Consider the following 21,132-nt stretch of genomic DNA (forward strand, 5'->3'; position numbering starts at 1 on the left):
CATAATTTCTTTTACTTCTTGTTTTAAATCTGTATTGCTTACCCTTGAAGTTTCATTATCAATTATATCTTCGCTTTTAGCTAATACCACAACTGGATAACTATTAAAAATAGCAAAATTTATTATCATTATACTTGCAATTATTTTTTTGTGAAATTTCATTTTAGTCCCCCTATTTAAAATTTAAATTTTTTTTTACTAATTTATTATGTTATGTTAACTCACTCCTTTTATGTATTTTATTATTATAATTTGATATATTTTACATCTAATATTTTAACATATAAATTTACTAATATCATTATTTTCGATACAATTCATTTTATGGTTGTACCTATATTTTTTTAATCTAGTATTATTATTTTTATAAGAGTACAACAATAACTATCTACTAAGTCTAATTATGAATTTTCACACTTAAGATCACAACCATGCTGAACATACTAAAAAACGTCGCTAATTTAATCTTAGCGACGTTCTAATTTTTTATCTTACACTATATTTTTTATATTATTTTGTAGCTTCTTTAGCTGCTGGAAGTATTACTTCAACCTCTGAGTGTGGTCTTGGTATTACGTGAACTGATACTAATTCTCCAACACGTTGTGCAGCAGCAGCTCCAGCATCTGTAGCAGCTTTAACAGCTCCAACATCTCCTCTAACCATAACAGTTACAAGTCCGCCTCCAACATATTCTTTTCCTATTAAATATACATTTGCAGCTTTAACCATAGCATCTGCTGCCTCTATTGATCCTACTAATCCTTTTGTTTCTATCATTCCTAATGCATCGTATTTCATTTTAAAATCCTCCTAAAATTATGTTTTTTTTATATTATTTTTAATTACTCACTATTTGTTTCTATTATTTTACTATAACTATTTTTGATCTTGAATTAATGCCCATTGCATTAGCTTCTTCAATATCTAGATGACATTCAAGTTTTGAAGTATCATTTGCTCTAATAGCTACATTGCTATACACTCCACCTCTTAAATCATCACATTTTATTGAAACTATGTCACCATCACAAACACCTAAATTTTTAGCATCTTCTGATGTCATATGTATGTGTCTTTGTGCTACTACTAAACCTTCTTCTATTTGTACTGAACCTTTTGGTCCAACTATTGTAACTCCAGATGTATTACTTAAGTCACCAGATAATCTTACATGTTGAACTGCTCCAAGTTTGATGCAATCTCCCATTAATACTTCAACTTGAGTTTTACTTCTTGTTGGTCCAAGAATTCTAATTTTTTCAATTGCACCTTTAGGTCCACAAATTGTTACAGTTTCCTTGCATGCATATTGTCCTGGTTGAGATAAATCCTTAAGTTTTGTAAGGCTATAATCTTTTCCAAAAAGAACATCCATGTCTTTTTGTGAAAGGTGAACATGTCTATTTGAAATACCTACTGGAATACCACTGGCATCCTCTTGTATTGCACTTTTGTTTTCTTTATCTTTAACAGCTTCTAATAAAAGCTTTAATAGTACTTCACAATTATCCATTAGTTATTTCCTTTCATAGCTCCTATTATTTGATTAACTAAATCTACAAGTTCTTCATTTTTTTCAGTTTTATCACAGCATCCTGTGCAATTATTTGAATTATCAACTGAACCAGTAACTTTGTTTAACATTTCTGCTGCTGCCGCAATTTGAGCTGGGCTCATATTCATAAATTGATTTTGAACACCATGACAGTTTTCTGCAGTTTTTATAGTGTTAAAAGTTGAATCATTTGATGCTAATGTTGCACAATCTTTTAAACCATATGCAACTCTTTTTTTGTTTATAAGGTGTTCTGGAGTAACATTTTCTGATACTGAACTTCCACCCCAAGTTCCACAACCTAAAGTAAATGCTGGTTTAAGACCTGTGCTTCCACCAGTTCCTCCTTGTGTTCCACCAGTATTGATAAGAATACGAGAAGCTGGTAATTTAGAGAATTCCATAACTATATTTCTATCTTCAGTATGTATGCTCATTGTATGACCAATTCCATTTTGAAGTAATTTATAACTTAATTCATATGCTTCATTACAATCTTTTACTGTATAGAATCCAAGAACTGTAGTAAGTTTTTCAAATGATAGTGGATTTCCTTCTCCAACTCCATTTTGTTTACCTATAAGTACTTTTGTTCCAACTGGAATTGTAATTCCTGCTGCTGATGCTATAACTTGAGGGCTTCTTCCAACAAACTTAGCATTCATAGCATGTCCATTTTTGAATAATAATTGACATACTTTATTAGTTTCCTCTTCACTCATGAAGTATCCACCTTGTTTTTTAAATTCTGCAACAACCATATCATGATTACATTCTTCACATACTATTGATTGCTCTGAAGCACAAATTGTACCATTATCAAATGTCTTACTTGCCATGATATTTCTAACAGCTTTTTCTACATTAGCAGTTTTTTCAATATATGCTGGTGAGTTTCCTGCTCCAACACCTATTGCTGGTTTTCCTGCACTATAAGCAGCTTTAACCATACCTGGACCACCAGTAGCAATTATTATTGCAACTTCACTACATTTCATTAATTCATTTGTAGCTCCTATTGTTGGAGTTTTAACACATCCAATAATGTTTTCTGGAGCACCTGCTTCTACAGCTGCATTAAGCATTAATTCAGCTGCTTTAATTGTACATTTTGCAGCAGATGGGTGTGGTGAAAACACTATAGCATTACGAGATTTTATAGCTATCATAGCTTTATAAATAGCTGTAGATGTTGGGTTTGTTGAAGGTACTATTCCCATAACTAAACCAACTGGTTCAGCAATTTCTATAATTCCATTAGCTTTATCTTCTCCAATTATTCCTATAGTTTTCATGTCTTTCATTGAATCATATAAAATAGTAGCTGCTAAATGATTTTTGAAAGTTTTATCTTCAACTTTACCAAATCCAGTTTCCTCAACTGCCATTTCTGCTAAACAATGAGCATGCTCTTCTGCAACTCTAACCATATTTTTTAATATTTTATCGATTTGTTCTTCAGTGTAAGTAGCAATTTTATTAGCTGCTGCTTTACCAAGCTTTGCAATATTTCTTGCTTCTTGTATTGAATATAGATCCTTATCAAAGTTTTCCATAGTATTTCATTCCTTTCTTAACTTTAAACTATTAATTTTTCTCATAATATGCTTTAAATTTTGCAATAAGCAGTTTTTTATCTGCTTTTGAAACAGTTCTACCTTTAATTACAAAATCTTCATATTCACGAGCTAAATTTCTAAGTTTAACAACCTTCAATTTAGATAAAGTTGAAATAGCTTTTTCTAACCCTTCCATATTCACTAAGTTATCTACATCTTGTTTATGCATTCCTTGTGAATTGTTTTTAGGTAGTTTATTTAAATCATCATTGAAGTTCTCTTCATTTTCTTCTAGAATTTCTTCATTATCTAATTCTTCCTCAGATTCTTTTTCATCTTCTAAAATACTTGTATTATTATCTTCATTTTCTTCTTCAATTGTTACTTCATTTTCTTCAACTTCATTTTTAGTTGTATTTCCAACTATACATTCTAGTTCTTCATGTGGTCTTGGAATTACATGTTCTGAAATCAAGAATTCTTCATTTATTTGTTTTACGGAAGCACTTCCTGCTTCTATAGCTGCTTTTACTGCACCTACATCCCCTGTAATTACAATAGTAACAAGTCCACCACCTACATAAGTTTTTTCAATAATTTTTACATCTGCAGACTTTGTCATTGCATCAGCAGCTTCTATAGCTGTAACTAGTCCTCTTGTTTCTATTAGCCCAATTGCTTGCATAGATTTATCCTCCTAGCCTTTTATAAAAGATCAGCCCAATTTGCTGGATATGTAGCATAGAATAATCTTGCTTTATCCGGTGAACCCCAAACTACTTTAGATCCTGATGGTACAAATAATACATCACCCTTATGTGCTGTATATGTTTTTCCATTTATTTCAACAGTTAGAGTTCCTTCAATGACATAATCAATTTCTTCATAAGTTAATTCCCATTCAAATTTTGAATCTTCAATGATTAAGAATCCAGCACTCATCTTTGATTCTTCTTTGCTTACTAACTCTTGAAAATATACTCTTGCATCTTTATTTCCAGTATCAAACACATCCATTTTAACAGTGTTTCCTCTGACAACCTTAAGTCCATTTTCATCACATTCAGCATCAAATAAAGCATTTTTAGGTTTTAAGCATTCTATAAGTTCTTGTAAAATACCTTTTTCCATCATAGCCTTAAATAACTTCATTAACATTTCGCTATCTATATTTTCTAGGTTTGATGTTTCTTTTTTTTCTGTGCTTTGCACTTCTTCTTTTAAATCTTCTGTAGTAAACACTATTTGATTATTTACTGCAAGCTCTTTTGCTGCTGGTGTAATTATTTCACTACCATCTATAAGAAATGCCTTTTTCCCATTTACTATTAATGTTTCAATATCTTTTGCACAAATTAATTTCTTCACGTTTTCACATCCCATCAAATTAATTATGGTAATTTCAATTATGGTAAATTTAAATTTTATTTAATCATTGGAGAGTTATGAAATTTTAAAATATAAATTTACACTAATTCGTTTCATTATTCTAAACTGCAATCATTATCAATTATTCCAACTACAACTGCGTCTACTGGAATATCTGAACTTCCTAACATCTTACGTCCTGCCGAACCCGTACTTACTATAACTCTATCCCCAATACCTGCACTCATAATGTCAGCAACAATAATTCTACGTCCTTTACCCGTTCCACTAATTTCTTCAGCAAGCATAAATTTTAGTCCATTAAGTGACTCTGCTTTTCTCGTAGCCCATACATTGTCAATAAGCCTTGCCATTATCATCTTATTTTCCCTCTTTCATTCTTTGCTTGATTTCTTTTATTGCAGATTCAACTGATGATGTGTCACCAAAAATGCCAAGTAAAACCATATGCTGAGGACATGTCCCCTTAATATCTTCAACAGTGACTCCTGCAGCTTTTTCAGCAATATCTATAGCATAAATCATATCAATAAGCTTTCCTTGAACAAGTCCTATTGCATCAATACTATCTAAATCTACTTTGCAATTTACACCTATTCTTTTTTTAAGAATGTCTTTTGCTCCATTTGAAGGTGATTTTATAATTCTAAAATCCACTTTTAAACACCATCCTTAATTATTCAATAATATCTTGTGTACAACTTAGTGCTATTCCAAGTGGTGTAACAAACATAGGATTCTTAGGCTTATGTGTATATACTCCCGTTTTCTTTTCAATAATTTCTTCAATTCCTTTCAAACAACAGGTACCACCTACTAAAGAAATTTCTTTAACATCATATCCATTAATATTGCTATTAATTATTGATGCTACTTTTTCAACTACCGGTCTTAGTAATGGTAAAATTTCATTATGGTTTTTATTATCTCTTTTAAATTCATCTGCCTCTTTAAAACTTATTTTATATGCACCTGAAAGAACTAAAGAAAAATGAGTACCGCCTGTTGGTTCATCAACAACATGAACAACTTTTCCATCTTTTAAAATTGATATTCCTGTTGTTCCTCCTCCTATATCTACAACTGCACCATTTTCAATGTTTAGTACAGCATTTGCAGCAGTAGGTTCATCTAATAGACATGTAAGTTCAAATCCAGCTGCTTGAACTACATTTTTTATAGCACCAGAATCTAAGGCGTCTGTTCCTGGTGGAATTGCAGCAGCTGCATAAAGAAGTTCTGTGTTTAACTTTTCTTCAATCTCTTTTTTTAGTTCCCTAACAATATTTACAGCTCCTATATAATCAACAACCATACCATCACGAACTACATCTGCATATCTATATGCACCTGCAACTGGTTTATAGTTTTCATCTAAAACTGCTAATACTACACATGCGGTTCCTAAATCTACCCCTGTATAATAAACTGAAGATTTTTTAGTTATTGGTTTTTTTATAACTTCTTCAAATTTTTGAACTAACTCATCACACTGTGCGAAGTTTACTCTTTCCTTTGACATTGTTTTCCTCCTACTGCTGAACAAATCAATTGAGATAGTGAATTAATTATTGCATTCATATTCTCTAAAATCTTATCTTTCAAATCATCATTTTTATAGTTCTCTATAAATTCAAACTGCAACTCTTGTAACTCACATCTAAGTGTGTGCATTTTTAAGATTATGTTGCTATTTTTAAGTTGCATATGAAATTCTGTTATTTCAAAACAATCATCAATTTCTGTTGTAAAATTTTTAGAATTAATTCCTGTACATTCTCTACAATTAAGTACCATCAAAATTCCTTTTCCACTTACAACATTTCTGATATTGGATATTTTTTTTCTTATTTCTATAATATTTTGTGCTAAAAAAACATCCTCTTTTAATACTTCACTACTAGTAACAAGACATAGCGCTTCTATTGATTTTAATTTGTAGCAAAGTTTCTTATTTAAATTAAAACCTAATTCTACCTTCTCAACTTTTTTTTCTATTTCTGGTTTCTTTTCTTCAAAGTTGTTTTCATCTGTCTTTGAACTATTTTTGTTCACTTTAAAATTTGTCTTATTTTCATTTAAAACATTTCCAGTGATTTTTATTCTTTTATCAGATAAATATTGAGCTCCTCCAGGTGTAAGACGCTGTCCTTCTTCTAATTCGTAGGTATCAAAAGGCTTTTTTCTATATATATTTCTCAAATATTCTTCGGTAATAAATTTTATTTTTGCCATTTACTCCTCACCTTTTTCTAATAAATACTTTTTCAAAGCATCAATCCCTATTCCCATTTCACAACTAATATGAAAATATGGTTCTTCTACACCTATATCTTTTAGCATCCTAATACAATTTTCTTTGTTTTGAGATGCTAAGTCACATTTTGTTATAACTCCAATCACTGGACATCTAAAACACTTTGCAAATCCATAGGAATATATTTCCGTTGAGTTAGACTGATCAACCAATATAAGCACATGAGATGCATCTTGTGCTAATGCAATTATGTGTTCATACATCCATGCATTATCTATATAAGCTCCTGGAACATCAATAGTATTTTTACCATATTTAATTTCTTGTGTTATCCTAACTGGACCCTCATAATCATTTAATATATTTACTAATGTAGTTTTTCCACATTTTGAAGGACCAATTACCATTATGCGCTTTTTCTTCATGTTCTTGTTATAATAGCTGGCGTAAATCCTAGCATATCCCTTAAAGTATCATTTACTGTGTTTAGTGCTGTTTCAACACTTTGAACATCTCCATTTATTACAACAGAACCTGTAAAACGATCAAGAAATCCAATTTCTACATCTGCAACCTTTGTAGCAATATCTGCTGCAATAATGGCTGTTTCAAATGGAGAAAGGGTTAAAATTCCTATTGCTCCTTTTTCATCTATTCCAAGACGTTCATATATATCAGGCATAGGTGATGCAATAACATGAGCTATGGTAATCTGCTTTCCTGGAACTGATTCCTGTATAATACGTTCAATTTTTCTATCAAGCAAATCTTCCATAAATCCTTACCTTCCATTTTCAATTTATTTTAATGACGAATTACTTCTACTGGTAAATCGTAGTTTTTTATCCATCCTTCGATTTTATCTAAATCCTCATCTTTTAAACTTGGATCATCTTTAACTGGGTATTCCATTCCTAATTGGTTGTATTTATTTACACCCATTTTATGATAAGGTAATAAATTTACACCCTTAAAATTCTTATAATCTTTATATGGTGTTAAAAGCTCCATGACTTTTTCTATGTCTTCCTTACGATCATTTACACCCTTTAATAATGGCATACGAATCTTAACATTATATTTAAGACGAAGAAGCTCTTGTAAATTTTCTAAAATTTGTTCATTTCTAACACCAGTTAATTCAAAATGCTTTTCAGAGTCAATATGCTTAATATCAAATAAGAATAAATCTGTGAACTCAGCAACCTTAAGTATTGTTTCAAGCTTTGTATAACCACAAGTTTCAATCGCAGTGTTTATACCTTCTTGCTGGCATGCCATTAATAAACTACATGCAGCTTCTGGCTGCATTAAAACTTCTCCACCACCTAATGTAACTCCACCACCAGACATATCATAAAAAGTTCTATCTTCTTCTACAATTTCTAAAAGTTCAGATATAGTTTTTACTTCTCCAATTATTGATATAGCAGATTTAAGACAAGCATCCTTACACTTACCACATCCGATACAATCAATATCACGATTAACTTCATGTTTTAGAGTTTCATTAGAGATAGTGTGTATTCCTACTGGGCAAGCTGAAACACATGCTCCACAGTTAACACATAAGTTGCTTTTAAACATAACTCTATGTTTTTTCATCATTCCTTCAGGGTTTGCACACCATTTACAACGAAGTGGGCATCCTTGGAAGAATATCAAAGTTCTTATTCCATCTCCATCATACATATTGTATTTTTGTATATTAAAAATTGTAGCTTTTCTCTCAATTACACCTAAATTTGTATTACTCATTTTATTCATTCTCCAGTTCCATTTATCGTGATCTTTAATTAATATCCTCTAATGAACCCTGTAATCTATAGCATTCTATAGATTACAGACTTCATAAAATTTAATTTATATAAATTTAAGGTTTAACTTTAATTAAAAGTGTGTAAGCATAGTTCTACTTATAATTTCATCTTGAACATCTTTACATAACTCAACGAAGAATGCACTATATCCTGCAACACGTACAATTAAGTCACGATATTGATCTGGGTGTTTTTGTGCTTCTATTAATGTTTGGTTATCTAAGTAGTTAAATTGTACTTCTCCTAATTGAAGAGCACATGCACTACGTAATAAAGTAATGATTCCTTGCTCTCCTTCTTTTGTATCAAGAAGTCCAGATATTAATTTAAAGTTGTGAACCATACCTATGTTCATATCTTCACAAGACATTTTAGAAACAGATTTTATTATAGATGTTGGTCCTTTATAGTCTGCTCCTTGTGATGGACTTATACCATCTGATAATGGCATCCATGCTCTACGTCCATTTGCTGTTGCTCCAGTCATTTGTCCGAATGGAGTGTTGTTTGAAATTGATAGAGTACCATGACTAAGAACTGAGTATAATGTTTTATACTTACGGTGTTCTTTTTCTGTAAAGTTGATTAAGTCAGCAGCAATATAATCTGCATAGTCATCATCATTACCGTACTTAGGTGCTTCTAAGCAATCTTTTCTTAATTTTTCATATCCAACAAAGTCAGCTTTTAATGCTTCATTCATTTCTTGTAAAGTATATTTTTTCTCTTCAAATACTAATTTCTTTATAGCTGCCATAGAATCTGTGTAAGTAGCAAGTCCGCTCCATACTACTCCTGGTCCGAAGTTGTACATAGCTCCACCAGCTTCTACACCTTTACCATTTTCCATACAACCTTCATACATCATAGACATAAGTGGTTTTGGTGCAAGATCTCTGTGAACACGTTGAGAAATTACAGTAGCAACACTTGTCCATTTTGTTATAAATTTGATTTGCTCTTTAACAGCAGCTTCAAATTGCTCGTATGTTTTAAATTGATCTAAATCTCCCATATTAGGGCATACTTGCTTACCATACCATAGTGGCACACCATTGTTTAAAACAAGTTCTATACATATTGGCCATTGAGTATATCCTGTAGAAGTCCATTGATATAATCTACCTGATTTTTGTGGCTCAACACATCCCATTAAGCAATAATCTCTTGCATCTTCTATTGAAACACCTTTTGCTAACATCATTTTTATATGAACATCATCAAAGTGACATGCTGGGAATCCCATACCTGCACGGATAACTTCAACTATCTTTTTAAGATACTTTTGTGGTGATGCTTTGTGTATACGACATGCTAAAGTTGGTTGATATACTTTAACGTGACGAACTGCATCCATTAAAAGATATGTTAATTCGTTTGTAGCGTCACGACCTTCTCTAGTAACACCACCTAAGCACATGTTAACGAATGGTTGGTAACCTGCAAAGAATTTAGATGCAGCTTCGCTTGTTAACCACATCATTTCAGACATTTTTATAAGCATACAACCTGCTAATTCAAATGCCTCAAAATCATTCATACGACCTGATTCAATATCATTTTTGTAGAATTCATACATATATTGGTCAACACGTCCTATAGACATACCTGTTTGGTTTTCTTCAACTACAAGTAATGATTCTATAGTCCAAACTGCTTGGATTGCTTCCCAGAAAGTAGTTGGTCTATGAGCTGGAACTTTAGCATTTACTTCAGATATTTTTAAAAGTTCAGCTTTACGCTTAGGGTTAGTTTCTTTTGCAGCTAATTCAGCAGCATAGTCTGACATACGTTTAGCATATATCATAACACCTTCTGCAGTATCTATTAATGATTTATAGAAGTAGATTTTCTCTATATCTTCTGGTTTTTCATAACTAAGATTTGCTAATTTTTCTTCTGCTTCTTTTATTATGTCAAGCATTCCTTTTTTCATTAATATAACGTCATATCCTGGGTTAGAGTCTCCTCCACCATTTAATGCGTGATATGAACAATCTGAAACAAAAGATTCTCCTGAAAGTTCCCATACTCCTGCTTCACGATATTGGCTTTCACAATACTCATCAACTGATTTTCCTTGCCAATATGGGAATATTTCTTCACGTAATATTTGCTTATCTTCTTCAGCTAAATAGAATGGGTCTTGTGGTCTTGTTCCTATTGTATCGATTTCTTCTTCTAGCCATCTCCAAGATATCTCAGGAGAAAATGCTCCTGCACGAGGTTTTCCGTTTGGTGCACCAACGATAAGTTCGTTATCTTGAATTACTAATGGTGCTGTTTCACAACAATATTTAAAACATTTACCACGTAAAATTGCCTTAGGCATTCCAGGATTTTCTTTTACCATTTTAGTTATAGCTCTTGCACGGTGAATTGTTATTGATGGTACCTGCTTTAAATAAGTCTCTTTTAATTTAACTAAACGCTCTGTTATTCCATCTGGTATTTCACCATTATTTTCACATACAACATTTGCAGTTGCTGGTTCTTCCTTAACTATATCTTTAGAAACTTTTTTAAACATCTCCATTAAATTTGCACGTTCCTCATCAGACATGTTTTTAGTAGCTTCCATAAACTTATTTGAGAATTCACGAATATCCACTGTCATTACCTCACATTCTTTAATTTATTTTTTTGTAGATAAAATATGTTTTTTATTCTAATTCAGATATAATCTTCTTTAATATTTCTTCTAATAATTTTGTATTACTTGTTTCATTTGTTTTGGGTTTATTTAATACTGGGTATGGATTGTTATCATTTCTGTTGATTTCTTTTTTTAATTCATCAACATTTCTAACTCCATATCCAATTTTACGTACATATATTAAATTCATTGGTGATACATTATCTGAAGTCATACCCTGACCTGCAGAACCACTTCCCAAAGTCATTGACGGAAATAAATTAGTAGTAGCTCCCATGCTTCCAAAAGTTCCCGAAGTATTAACAAGTACTCTTCCTACTGGTTTTTTCAGAGCAAATTGTCTAATAACCTCTTCATCTTGTGAATGTATAATTAGTGTATGACCATTTCTTTCACTTAGTAATAACTCTATACATTTTTCACAAGCATGCATCCAGTCATTTTCTATATAAAATGCTAATACTGGACAAAGTTTTTCTCTTGAATAAGGATTTTCCTTATATACAAATTTTTGTTCTGAAATAAGTACCTTTGTGTCTTTTGGAACATTAAATCCAGCTTTATTAGCTAAAAACACTGGAGGTTTACCAATTAATTCAGCATCTGGACTGCCATCTCTGTAAAAAAATATGTTTCCAAGCTTTTCAGACTCTTCATTTGTCATAAAGTATCCACCATTTCTTTGAATTTCTTCTTTTACTTCTGATACAATCAAACTATCAACAACAATAGATTGTTCTGCTGCAGATACAACACCATAATCAAAGCTTTTGCTATCGATTATTGACTTAACAGCTTCTTCTATATTAGCTGTACGTTCTATAAATGCTGGTCCATTTCCATTTCCACCATAAATCACTGGTTTCTTAGATTTATAAGCTGACTCTAACATTTCTGGAACTCCAGTATTCATTATTAAAGCTGTATCTTTGTGATTCATAAGTTCTAATGCACCACTAGTCATTACTGTATGTAAATAAGCTATTGCTCCTTCTGGAAGTCCAACCCCTTCTGCTGCTCTAATTAAAATATCAAGTGTTCTTGATATAGTGTTTTTAGCTCTTGGATGAGGTGAAAATATAACTGCATTTCCTGATTTAATTGCTATTAGGGCTTTATATATTGTAGTTGATACAGGACTTGTTGCTGGACAAAAGGCTATTATAACACCCATTGGAACCCCAACATCTTTAGTCTTACTATCTTCATCTTCATTGATAATTCCTACATATTTTTGACCCTTAAGTCTATTTTTTAGATACTTACATACAAAATGATTCTTTACATATTTGTCTTCACAATTTCCATACTCTGTCTCATCACTAGACATTTTTGCAAGTTCTTTTAAATATTTTTCAATTTCTTCAGCCATACGCTCAACTATTTCATCAAGCTTTTCCTGTGGAAATGTTGCCAATTTTTTTTGTGCCTCTCTGGCATTTTCAACAAGAATCCTCGCTTCTTGCATGGAAAGTAAGTCATTGTCAATAATGTTCATTTTTCTCACCCTCCTTCCCCTTGAAAAATTCTATATTTTCTATTCTGGTATAAGAGTTGTTATCTCATAACGTTTTATTATCTTCTCTATGTCTTGATGTGGTCTTGGAATAACCATTGAACTATAAAGGTTTGCACCTTCCATTCCTTCAACAGCTGCAACTCCAGCATCTACAGCTGCTTTGCATGCTCCAACATCTCCACGAACTAAAACTGTTATATATCCTGATGCAACATTTGCATATCCTTCAAGTTCTACATTAGATGCCTTGCACATAGCATCAGCTGCCTCTAGAGCAAAAACTAAACCAAAAGTTTCAACTAATCCTAAAGCTTCATATCTCGCCATATGTAAATCAAATCCTTTCTACTTTTTATAGGTCAATATCGTGTACTGAAACGATATCTCCAACTGGTCTAATAGGACGTGGCATAACATTATGTGCTGTTAATGTTCCAACTTCAGCTGCTGCTCTAGCACCAGCTTCAACTGCTGATTTAACTGCCCCAACATCCCCTTTTACCATAACTGTTACAAGTGTAGATCCTACATTTTCATATGAAATTAGCTCAACATTTGCAGCTTTTAGCATTTGATCTGCCGCATGAAGTGCTGGAACTAATCCTATTGTCTCTACAAGCCCTAATGCCTCATTTCCGTAATATCTCATAAATGACTCCTCCATTTTAGTTTTATTCATAATACTTTTAAAAAGTAAGTGATTTATGTTGTTATTGTGATTTTATGATATTTTTAATTATTTTTATTGTAAATTTAAATTTATTGCGATAATTCATAATTTTACAAATATTGTATACGTATTATATATTCATATAGAAATCTTTTTAACCCCATTGTTAATTTATCTTTTTATATAAATATCTATTTTAATCTCTAATATATTTATTTATTGTATCTATTCCATCTTGATTAGCATGGTAATAAACTCTTAATTCTTTATTACTATCTAAATCAAATTTTGTTTCTTCAATAAGACCATTTGCTTCTGCTGTCATTAATGCATTAATAACTGCTTTTTTATTTAAAGCCTTAAAATTACCATATTCTCCTTTTAATGCTTCTATAACATCATCTGCACATGATTCTTTAACTTTAGTAAAGTGCTTTAAAATTGCATAATTCAGTGGTTTCATCTATTTAAACCTCCTCTTTCTTTCTAAATAAATCAAGTGGATTCATAGATATTGTAAGAATACCAAACATCATTATTACTGCTCCAATCCAAGCAACTGAAGGTAATGACCATCCATCCATTCCACCATATACTCCTAATACTAATAAGCAGAATAATGGTCCAAAGAAAGAATATGTTCCATTACATGCAGTTCCAAGACTTGCTCCACACATACTGTTTCCAGCATACCATGTCATAAATGTCATGAATGATAATAAACCACTTAAAGCAAACCAAATCATTGCAGGTGCACTAGTAAATGCTTGTACAGCTAAATCAACTGAAATATTTACTCCACCAGCCATAACTCCGATAATTGGAACTAATATAAATAAATTTGCTATTCCTGATGTCACTTGACGTATACAAATACCGATTTCTGGGTCGATCATTGCTGAACCATATCCAGCTACGCAACCTTCAAATCCCCATCCAAGTGCTGCTACTATAGCTATTAAAATACCGATTACTGTGTTTTTTGATACTCCACCAGCAAATCCTGTACTACCAATTAAAAAACTTGCAAATACACATATTATAATACCTACTGTCATACGCTTATTTACTTCTTGTTTGTATAAAATCTTACCTAATATTGCTGCTATTGCAGGACAAAGTGCTGATATTGGAACAACTATTGATCCAGCCATTTGAAGTGCTATAACATATGCAGTTCCAGCTATTGGTCCTCCAATAAGTGCTGCTACTATCATAATGTGTCCTGGTTTTGTATTAACACATCTTAGGAAATCTTTAAACTTTCCTTTTACACCTGCATATCCAAGTGCCCAAATAGCACTACAAGTATCGTTTATTGCATTTCCTAACGCTGCAAGTAAATATGCTACAACAAATGCTGATAAACCTGCTGTGTTGGCACCATACCAATCACCCCAAACACCTTTTGTCATACCCATTGTTAGAAAAGCTGTGTATAATCCATAAGCAAGTCCTGAAAATAATGCTAGAGATATACCTTTTTTGAAAAAACTACTAGTTAATTTCTTTTTTGCAGCAACTGCTTCTGAATTTACTGCTCTTGAAACTTCACACATAAAATAAAAACTCCTTTCAATACGATAAAATTATATGTTTAATAAAATATAAACCTTTTCAAATATTATATTTTTTTAAATATCGTTTAGGATTGTTATAATTTCGGGCATTTTATTTTTAAACTTTCGAATAACTTTTCACTTCATATCTGTAAACCTTTTATTCTTTACTTAAATTATATTCCTTGCCCTTTGGGGGAAGGTCAATATATCTTGAAAAAAAATATTAAATAAAAATTTTAAATAATTAAAATTCATATATTTTTTTTAATTTCCGACTATTCTTAATGCAAGTTATATCAACCTTTTTCAAAAATTCAACTTTTCCTTGGAGTTTTTCTAAACATATGCTTATTTTTTTTATTGAATAACATATATATCCATTTTTCATTCAAATATTATTCAATTTTCTCACAATATTCTCTATTAACATTCTGTACTTTTCCCCTTAGGGTAATCTTTTTTTAATAACCTTTTATTTTTTTCTTTTTATTTTAATTAAAATTTCTGTTACAAATCTCTCTTTATTTTTTGTTGTCCAATAATCAGTTACATATCTTTCATAACATTCATCTGAACATATATAATTATGGCTATTTGCCCATTCTTTAATCTTATTATAAGTTTCATCAATTGTTTCATGTGAGCCTATATGGTAGCATGAAACTGCCATCCATCCACCAAATTCCATACTAACCTCTTCACTAGATTTTAAAATAGTTTCTTGCATTATCCTAACTTTTTTACACCTTCCTGCTATTTTTTCCTCTACCGATGGAAAACATATCATTACAGGTCCTGTAACTGCATTTTTCATATTATCTATATAATTACTAAATTCTAAGTTAATTATAGAATCCATATAATCATAATTAAAATCTTGTTCTAAAAAGGTTAATATCTTATTCTCAACATATTTTACCGACACATCACAAGCATTATTCTCAAGTATCATTTGTGCTTCTGCTATTAAATTATGCCAATCTTTAAGTGATCTTTTCTTTAAATTTATTTCTTTCTCCATTTCACTTAGTTCATCTATCTTATTTCTAAATCTTTTATCAAAAAAGTCATAGGTTGTACCATTTAGGAACTCCTTCATCTCTTCAAGTTTAAATCCACTTTGCTTATAATACTTTATCATTGGTACAGTTAATAAATTTTCCTTACTATAATATCTGTAACCACTTTCATGAGCTATTTTATCTGGCGATAATATTCCCATTTTGTCATAATACCTCAATGCTTTCGTTGTTATTTTGCAAATTTCTCCAACTTTTCCTATTGAATAGAATTCATCTCTCATCCTAATTCCCCCTTTTTTATAAATTTTAAATTTATACTTAATTTATATTTTAAATTATTTTGATGCACTTTTGTGATATTTTTATAAATTTTATTAATTTTTTAGCAAATTTAAAATTTATAATATATAAAACAAAAGACTTCACATTGCATAATTATGCGATGTGAAGTCTTCATTATAATATTATTTATATATTTAAACCTAAAATCAGTATTATTATTCATAAAAAAGTTTATAATTAATGTAGAAAATTTATAACTACTCTAAAATTTTATTAAAAATTTCTACTAAATCTTCCCTTGTTGATTCTCTTGGATTTACTGTTGTACAAACATCTTTTAATGCAGCATTAATAATCTCTTCTCTAGATGCTTTAGCAAGTTCAATATCACTACCTTGTTCCTTTAATGTTTTTGGAATCATAAGTTCTTCTTGAAGCGATACTACACTTTTAATTAAATTATTAACCCCAATATGTACATTTGGTGAATGTAAATTTAATAATTTTGCAACTCTTTGATATTTTTTTGCAGCTAAACTATATTCTCCATTAAAAGAATCCTTACTTAAATTTGCATTATATTCAATTACATGTGGAAGTATTATTGCATTACTTCTTCCGTGTGGAATATGTAACTTTCCACCTACTGCATGAGCTAAACTATGTGTAATTCCAAGTCCAGCAGCATTAAATGCCATTCCTGCAAGACATGATGCATTATGTAACTTTTCTCTTGCTACTACATCACTTCCATCTGCATATGCCTGTGGTAAAAATCTAAAAGCTAAAGTTAAAGCTTTTTCTGCAAGTGCATCTGAAAAATCTGTAGCACCTGTAGAAACAAATGCTTCTAATGCATGTGTAATTACATCCATTCCTGTATCTGCTGTTATTGCTTTAGGTACAGTTTTTACAAGTTCAGGATCTAATATTGCATAGTCTGGTAGAAGTGATTTATCTGTTAATGCATACTTTAATCCTTCTTGCTTATTAGTAACTACTGCATACTCTGTAACTTCTGAGCCTGTACCACTAGTAGTTGGTATTGCATAAAATTCCTCTATCGTTGAAATACCACCATTAACTCTTTTTGCATATTCTCTTATAGCTTTAGCTCCATCAATTGATGATCCACCACCAAGTGCTATCATAACTTCTGCATTACATTTTTTTAAAACTTGAATACCAGCTGCAACAACTTCTACAGAAGGATCAGGAACAATATCACTATATATAGCAACTTCACAATTAACAAGTTTATCTTGTATCTTTGCAGCTGCTCCTGAAGTTTCCATAAATTTATCACATACAATTAATACTCTTTTATTTTTAATTTCACTTAGTCTATTTAAAGACCCTTCTCCGAAATAAACACTTGTGGCAATATTAAATTCTTTCATATCTATCTTCTCCTATCTTGAAAACATTTTAGATACGAATGAAATTAGTTATTCTTAACCCGAAGTATAAAAATTCACCACAATTATAACAATCAAATAAACTTTTAAAATAAGTTTATTCATTTAATTATATCAACATTATTTTCATAATACAATATTATAGTTTGCATAATAAATTAATTTTTCTAAATACTTATTGCTTTCCAAACTTCTTTTATTGCTTCACTATCTTCAAAATCATTTGAAAGTCTTCTCATCAAATTTGACATTTCCTCATTATTAAATACTCCTTCGCACTGATTTATATCATATGTAAACTTATCATTTATTGCTCTTAATAAATAATATAAATTATTTTTATATTCACAATCAGAAATGTGCTTTCCCTCTTGAAGCCTATTAAGTTCCATCATAGCATTTGATATATTATTTGATAATCTACAATAATCTCTCTCATCTTTTGCATCAATACAATGCATTGCAAAGGAACTTAACTCTGCACTCACGATCCTTTTTGAATGTTCTCTATACCTTTTTAATTTTGAACTATTATAAATACATATATTGAATAAAACAAAAATTAAAATAAATACCATAACTTTCTTCATAATTTCCTTATATCTCATAATTGTCATCATCCCCCTTATACTACTATAACTTAATTGGTTTTATTTTCAATATACTTGCAATTTAATCAAGTAAAATAACTTAAATAATATATTAAATACTAATATTTTAATATATTATTTAAAATTTTTAATTTAAAATATCAATATTCTTCTTTCAAACAAGAATTTAAAATCTGCATTATTATTTTAAAATATTATAAAGCCTTGTAAGAAATGTATTTCCTACAAGGCTTATAAGTATAATCTTATATATCAGTATTAATAATTTCATTTTTCTAACACTTTAGTTTTCAAATATATTATAAATTTATTACCTATATCTGATAATTCATCTCTAGAACGCTTAATATAGCCAAATGAAACTTTTTCCTCACATTCTGTTATAGGTATCACTTGTATTCCACAATATTCATATTTGTCTTTTGCTAAACTTGTACCTATTGAACAAAAATCTGTATTTTTTAGTAATTGTATTAAAAAGCTATCACTATTTGTATATGATATGGATGTGTTTTCTCCAATATAAAATGCATCTTCTTTTAAATGTCCCAAATGATCGAATAAAGAATATTTATCTTCATAATGTTGAATTAATTTAGTATCTTTTATTGACTGCTGACTTATTATTTCATTTTTAGATATAATACTATTCTTGCCTAAAAATAGACATAATGATACTTTTCGTAACTCAGTATATTCCATTCCCTTTGATTTTATATTATGCATAAAGGCTGACATGTTACGTTTAGATATATGTACAACACCTAATTCTACATCTCTTCTATGAACTTTTTTTATAATTTCTTCAACACTGCATTCACAAAAATCCATTTCAATGTTTTTATCTAAATTATTATTATAAAATTCAGCTAAAAAAGTAGATAATTTATTGCTTGGTACACTTCCAATAGATAATTTTTCTACATATTTTTCTTTCTTTAATCCTTTAATTAACTTCATATTTTTTAATACTTCAAGTGCATATCTATATATTTTTTCGCCCTCTTTAGTTATAGTTACTCCCGTTCGATTACGATTGAGTAATTTCATATTTAATTCTTCTTCTAAAGACTTTATTACTTTACTAACATTTGGTTGTGTAGTAATTAGTGTTTCTGCTGCTGCATGAAAACTGCCCATATCAACACTAACTACAAAATATTGTAATTGTTTTATATCCATAATCTTATCCTCATTCATTCTCCTTTATGATATTCAAACTCTTAATTAAATATAATATCATAATAAAAACACTTCTTAATTGGGAAGTGTCTCTAATAATAGTATTTGCAAATTATTATTTGTTATAATAAATTTAATATTAATAAAAATAATTATTTACAACTTTCTTTTAATTTGTAGTTTCACAAATAATATAGCATATTATAGATTAAAATGTGTATTATCCTTATATTGTATGTATTCCAAATTGTTATCACTAATGTATTTTATTTATAAATCCTCATGTAATTATACTAATATATTCTTATTTTTCAGCTTATCCACTTCATTGTTTTATATTTACTCAATATATTACACATGGAAAATAAAACATTTAAATACATATTTCAATTCCAAATTAGAATACCTTTTTTACAGAAGAAAGATAAATAACATATTTTTTCATGTAAACTTAAATTTCAATTTATTAATATTTTAATTGATAATTTTAGTTTTCATATTTTTGCAATACTTGTACCACATCATATATGATTTAAATATAATGTTGTATAGGGATAATTATTTTCCTTAAATTTTTTATGTAGGTGATTGTAATGTCATGTAATGATAAAAATATTCATAAGGAAGTATCCATACCATATCCATTGTATCAATCAAAACAAGGAAATTATTTTATTGGTGAAACACCAATATTAATCGGTAGAAATGGACATGCATTAGCAGGCTTAGTAAATCCAATAGATTCAAATGTAACTATTTATGTTAATGCTATGACTATAACAAATATTTCAGCTCTTAATATCTCTGCTGAATTTTATGTTAAAACAAATTTAAAAAGAAGTATGATTAGTGATTCAGTTAGTGCAGCTAATTTAGATTATTCTACTACAAATCCAGAAGGTGAAATTAGATATCTAGGTTTAGGTGTTTCAAAACCTAAATTTGGCGTATCTATATTTAGTAGAATAGTTCCACCTTATTCAACATTAGTTGTTGATGGAAGTCAAATAATTCTTCCTCCTGGACAATCAATCTTAATTTATTTAGGCGGTTTATTACCAATTCAATTAAACAGTACTATAGTTGCTTTTGGATGGTGGGAAGAAATGTTATGTACTCCATCACCTTATTGTTGCTAAAAATTAATATTTAAAAATAAAAAACCACGATTTTTTAATCGTGGTTTTCTTAATGAAAACTTATATTATTGGTAACCATTGATAAGTTATTACTATCCAATAAACTAAAAATAAAATTGTTGCTGATACTAAGTAGCTTTTTTCCGTTTTTGTAGTTTTCTTTAATATAAAACCTAATACTATTCCTATTATAAAATCTATAAATACTGCCAATGGAACAAATAAAAACTCTGAAGATACATATCCTCCCATCTTATTTACAATTGGCTCATATATTATAACTGTTGGAATTGCATGTATTATATCGTATATGTGTGCATTATTCATTATAAGTATAGATAAAGCATTTCCTACAAATGATAATATTGCAAATATAAAACCACAAGATAACACTTTTCTATTTTGTATAAATGTTCTAAGTTTACTCATTAATTTTTCTCCTAATATTTTGACTAGAATACTATGATACTCATATCTTGTTCCCTTTT

At 29.8% G+C, this 21,132-nt stretch carries 24 protein-coding genes; 1 reads left to right on the forward strand and 23 read right to left on the reverse strand.

Annotation, left to right across the window (positions count from 1 at the left end):
* Positions 1-510 precede the first annotated feature (510 nt).
* From eutM to BN346_RS20620, 22 genes are all read right to left on the reverse strand, one after another.
* Complete coding sequence (eutM, locus tag BN346_RS12475) at positions 511-801, reverse strand: ethanolamine utilization microcompartment protein EutM (protein WP_040329035.1); 291 nt, start codon at positions 799-801, stop codon at positions 511-513.
* 64 nt (positions 802-865) lie between these two features.
* On the reverse strand, positions 866-1,516 hold the full coding sequence (locus BN346_RS12480) for a phosphate propanoyltransferase (protein WP_040329036.1): 651 nt from the start codon (positions 1,514-1,516) through the stop codon (positions 866-868).
* On the reverse strand, positions 1,516-3,114 hold the full coding sequence (locus BN346_RS12485) for an acetaldehyde dehydrogenase (acetylating) (protein WP_040329037.1): 1,599 nt from the start codon (positions 3,112-3,114) through the stop codon (positions 1,516-1,518). The genes BN346_RS12480 and BN346_RS12485 overlap by 1 nt, the downstream gene beginning before the upstream one ends.
* Before the next feature lie 31 nt (positions 3,115-3,145).
* Positions 3,146-3,802 carry a BMC domain-containing protein gene (locus BN346_RS12490; RefSeq protein WP_040329038.1) on the reverse strand — a complete coding sequence of 219 codons (657 nt, stop codon included), beginning with the start codon at positions 3,800-3,802 and terminating at the stop codon, positions 3,146-3,148.
* A 20-nt stretch (positions 3,803-3,822) separates the two neighbouring features.
* On the reverse strand, positions 3,823-4,485 hold the full coding sequence (locus BN346_RS12495) for a cupin domain-containing protein (RefSeq protein WP_040329040.1): 663 nt from the start codon (positions 4,483-4,485) through the stop codon (positions 3,823-3,825).
* 116 nt (positions 4,486-4,601) lie between these two features.
* A complete protein-coding gene (locus tag BN346_RS12500) occupies positions 4,602-4,865 on the reverse strand; it encodes a EutN/CcmL family microcompartment protein (RefSeq protein WP_040329042.1) in 264 nt (87 codons plus the stop codon).
* Position 4,866: 1 nt separating this feature from the next.
* Entirely contained in the window at positions 4,867-5,163 is a 297-nt protein-coding gene (locus tag BN346_RS12505) for a BMC domain-containing protein (protein WP_040329043.1), read from the reverse strand.
* A gap of 19 nt (positions 5,164-5,182) precedes the next feature.
* Positions 5,183-6,028, reverse strand: a complete 846-nt coding sequence (eutJ, locus tag BN346_RS12510; protein ID WP_040329045.1) for an ethanolamine utilization protein EutJ — start codon at positions 6,026-6,028, stop codon at positions 5,183-5,185.
* The gene (locus BN346_RS12515; RefSeq protein WP_040329046.1) at positions 6,010-6,741 is read right to left on the reverse strand and encodes an ATP--cob(I)alamin adenosyltransferase; all 732 of its coding nucleotides are present in this window, start codon (positions 6,739-6,741) and stop codon (positions 6,010-6,012) included. Before BN346_RS12515 ends, eutJ begins: the two co-directional genes overlap by 19 nt.
* Positions 6,742-7,188, reverse strand: a complete 447-nt coding sequence (locus BN346_RS12520; RefSeq protein ID WP_040329047.1) for a EutP/PduV family microcompartment system protein — start codon at positions 7,186-7,188, stop codon at positions 6,742-6,744.
* Entirely contained in the window at positions 7,185-7,538 is a 354-nt protein-coding gene (locus BN346_RS12525; RefSeq protein ID WP_040329048.1) for a BMC domain-containing protein, read from the reverse strand. The genes BN346_RS12520 and BN346_RS12525 overlap by 4 nt, the downstream gene beginning before the upstream one ends.
* Before the next feature lie 29 nt (positions 7,539-7,567).
* Positions 7,568-8,521 (reverse strand): choline TMA-lyase-activating enzyme, encoded by a 954-nt coding sequence (gene cutD, locus BN346_RS12530; RefSeq protein ID WP_040329049.1) that lies wholly within the window; start codon positions 8,519-8,521, stop codon positions 7,568-7,570.
* Between the two features lie 132 nt (positions 8,522-8,653).
* A complete protein-coding gene (gene cutC / locus BN346_RS12535) occupies positions 8,654-11,194 on the reverse strand; it encodes a choline trimethylamine-lyase (protein ID WP_040329050.1) in 2,541 nt (846 codons plus the stop codon).
* Between the two features lie 52 nt (positions 11,195-11,246).
* Positions 11,247-12,737, reverse strand: coding sequence for an aldehyde dehydrogenase family protein (locus BN346_RS12540; RefSeq protein WP_051540381.1), 1,491 nt, complete (start codon positions 12,735-12,737; stop codon positions 11,247-11,249).
* A 39-nt stretch (positions 12,738-12,776) separates the two neighbouring features.
* The gene (locus tag BN346_RS12545; protein WP_040329051.1) at positions 12,777-13,085 is read right to left on the reverse strand and encodes a BMC domain-containing protein; all 309 of its coding nucleotides are present in this window, start codon (positions 13,083-13,085) and stop codon (positions 12,777-12,779) included.
* Positions 13,086-13,110: 25 nt separating this feature from the next.
* On the reverse strand, positions 13,111-13,407 hold the full coding sequence (locus tag BN346_RS12550; protein WP_040329052.1) for a BMC domain-containing protein: 297 nt from the start codon (positions 13,405-13,407) through the stop codon (positions 13,111-13,113).
* Between the two features lie 217 nt (positions 13,408-13,624).
* Positions 13,625-13,891 (reverse strand): helix-turn-helix domain-containing protein, encoded by a 267-nt coding sequence (locus BN346_RS12555; protein ID WP_040329054.1) that lies wholly within the window; start codon positions 13,889-13,891, stop codon positions 13,625-13,627.
* 4 nt (positions 13,892-13,895) lie between these two features.
* Positions 13,896-14,987, reverse strand: a complete 1,092-nt coding sequence (locus tag BN346_RS12560; RefSeq protein WP_040329055.1) for a membrane protein — start codon at positions 14,985-14,987, stop codon at positions 13,896-13,898.
* 475 nt (positions 14,988-15,462) lie between these two features.
* On the reverse strand, positions 15,463-16,293 hold the full coding sequence (locus tag BN346_RS12565) for a MerR family transcriptional regulator (protein ID WP_040329056.1): 831 nt from the start codon (positions 16,291-16,293) through the stop codon (positions 15,463-15,465).
* Positions 16,294-16,551: 258 nt separating this feature from the next.
* Positions 16,552-17,694: a 1-propanol dehydrogenase PduQ gene (locus tag BN346_RS12570; protein ID WP_040329057.1), complete on the reverse strand. Its 1,143-nt coding sequence runs from the start codon at positions 17,692-17,694 to the stop codon at positions 16,552-16,554.
* Between the two features lie 185 nt (positions 17,695-17,879).
* Positions 17,880-18,320, reverse strand: a complete 441-nt coding sequence (locus BN346_RS12575; RefSeq protein ID WP_040329058.1) for a hypothetical protein — start codon at positions 18,318-18,320, stop codon at positions 17,880-17,882.
* Between the two features lie 270 nt (positions 18,321-18,590).
* On the reverse strand, positions 18,591-19,523 hold the full coding sequence (locus tag BN346_RS20620; protein ID WP_081771006.1) for a LysR family transcriptional regulator: 933 nt from the start codon (positions 19,521-19,523) through the stop codon (positions 18,591-18,593).
* Positions 19,524-20,098: 575 nt separating this feature from the next.
* Between BN346_RS20620 and BN346_RS12585 the strand changes: the two genes are divergently transcribed.
* A complete protein-coding gene (locus BN346_RS12585) occupies positions 20,099-20,644 on the forward strand; it encodes a DUF6143 family protein (RefSeq protein WP_040329060.1) in 546 nt (181 codons plus the stop codon).
* A gap of 60 nt (positions 20,645-20,704) precedes the next feature.
* On the opposite strand, the gene BN346_RS12590 is transcribed toward BN346_RS12585, so the two are convergent.
* Positions 20,705-21,073: a hypothetical protein gene (locus BN346_RS12590; RefSeq protein ID WP_040329061.1), complete on the reverse strand. Its 369-nt coding sequence runs from the start codon at positions 21,071-21,073 to the stop codon at positions 20,705-20,707.
* Between the last annotated feature and the right edge of the window lie 59 nt (positions 21,074-21,132).

Origin of the sequence: Clostridium ihumii AP5, assembly GCF_000612845.1 — a bacterium.
Taxonomy (GTDB): domain Bacteria; phylum Bacillota; class Clostridia; order Clostridiales; family Clostridiaceae; genus Clostridium_J; species Clostridium_J ihumii.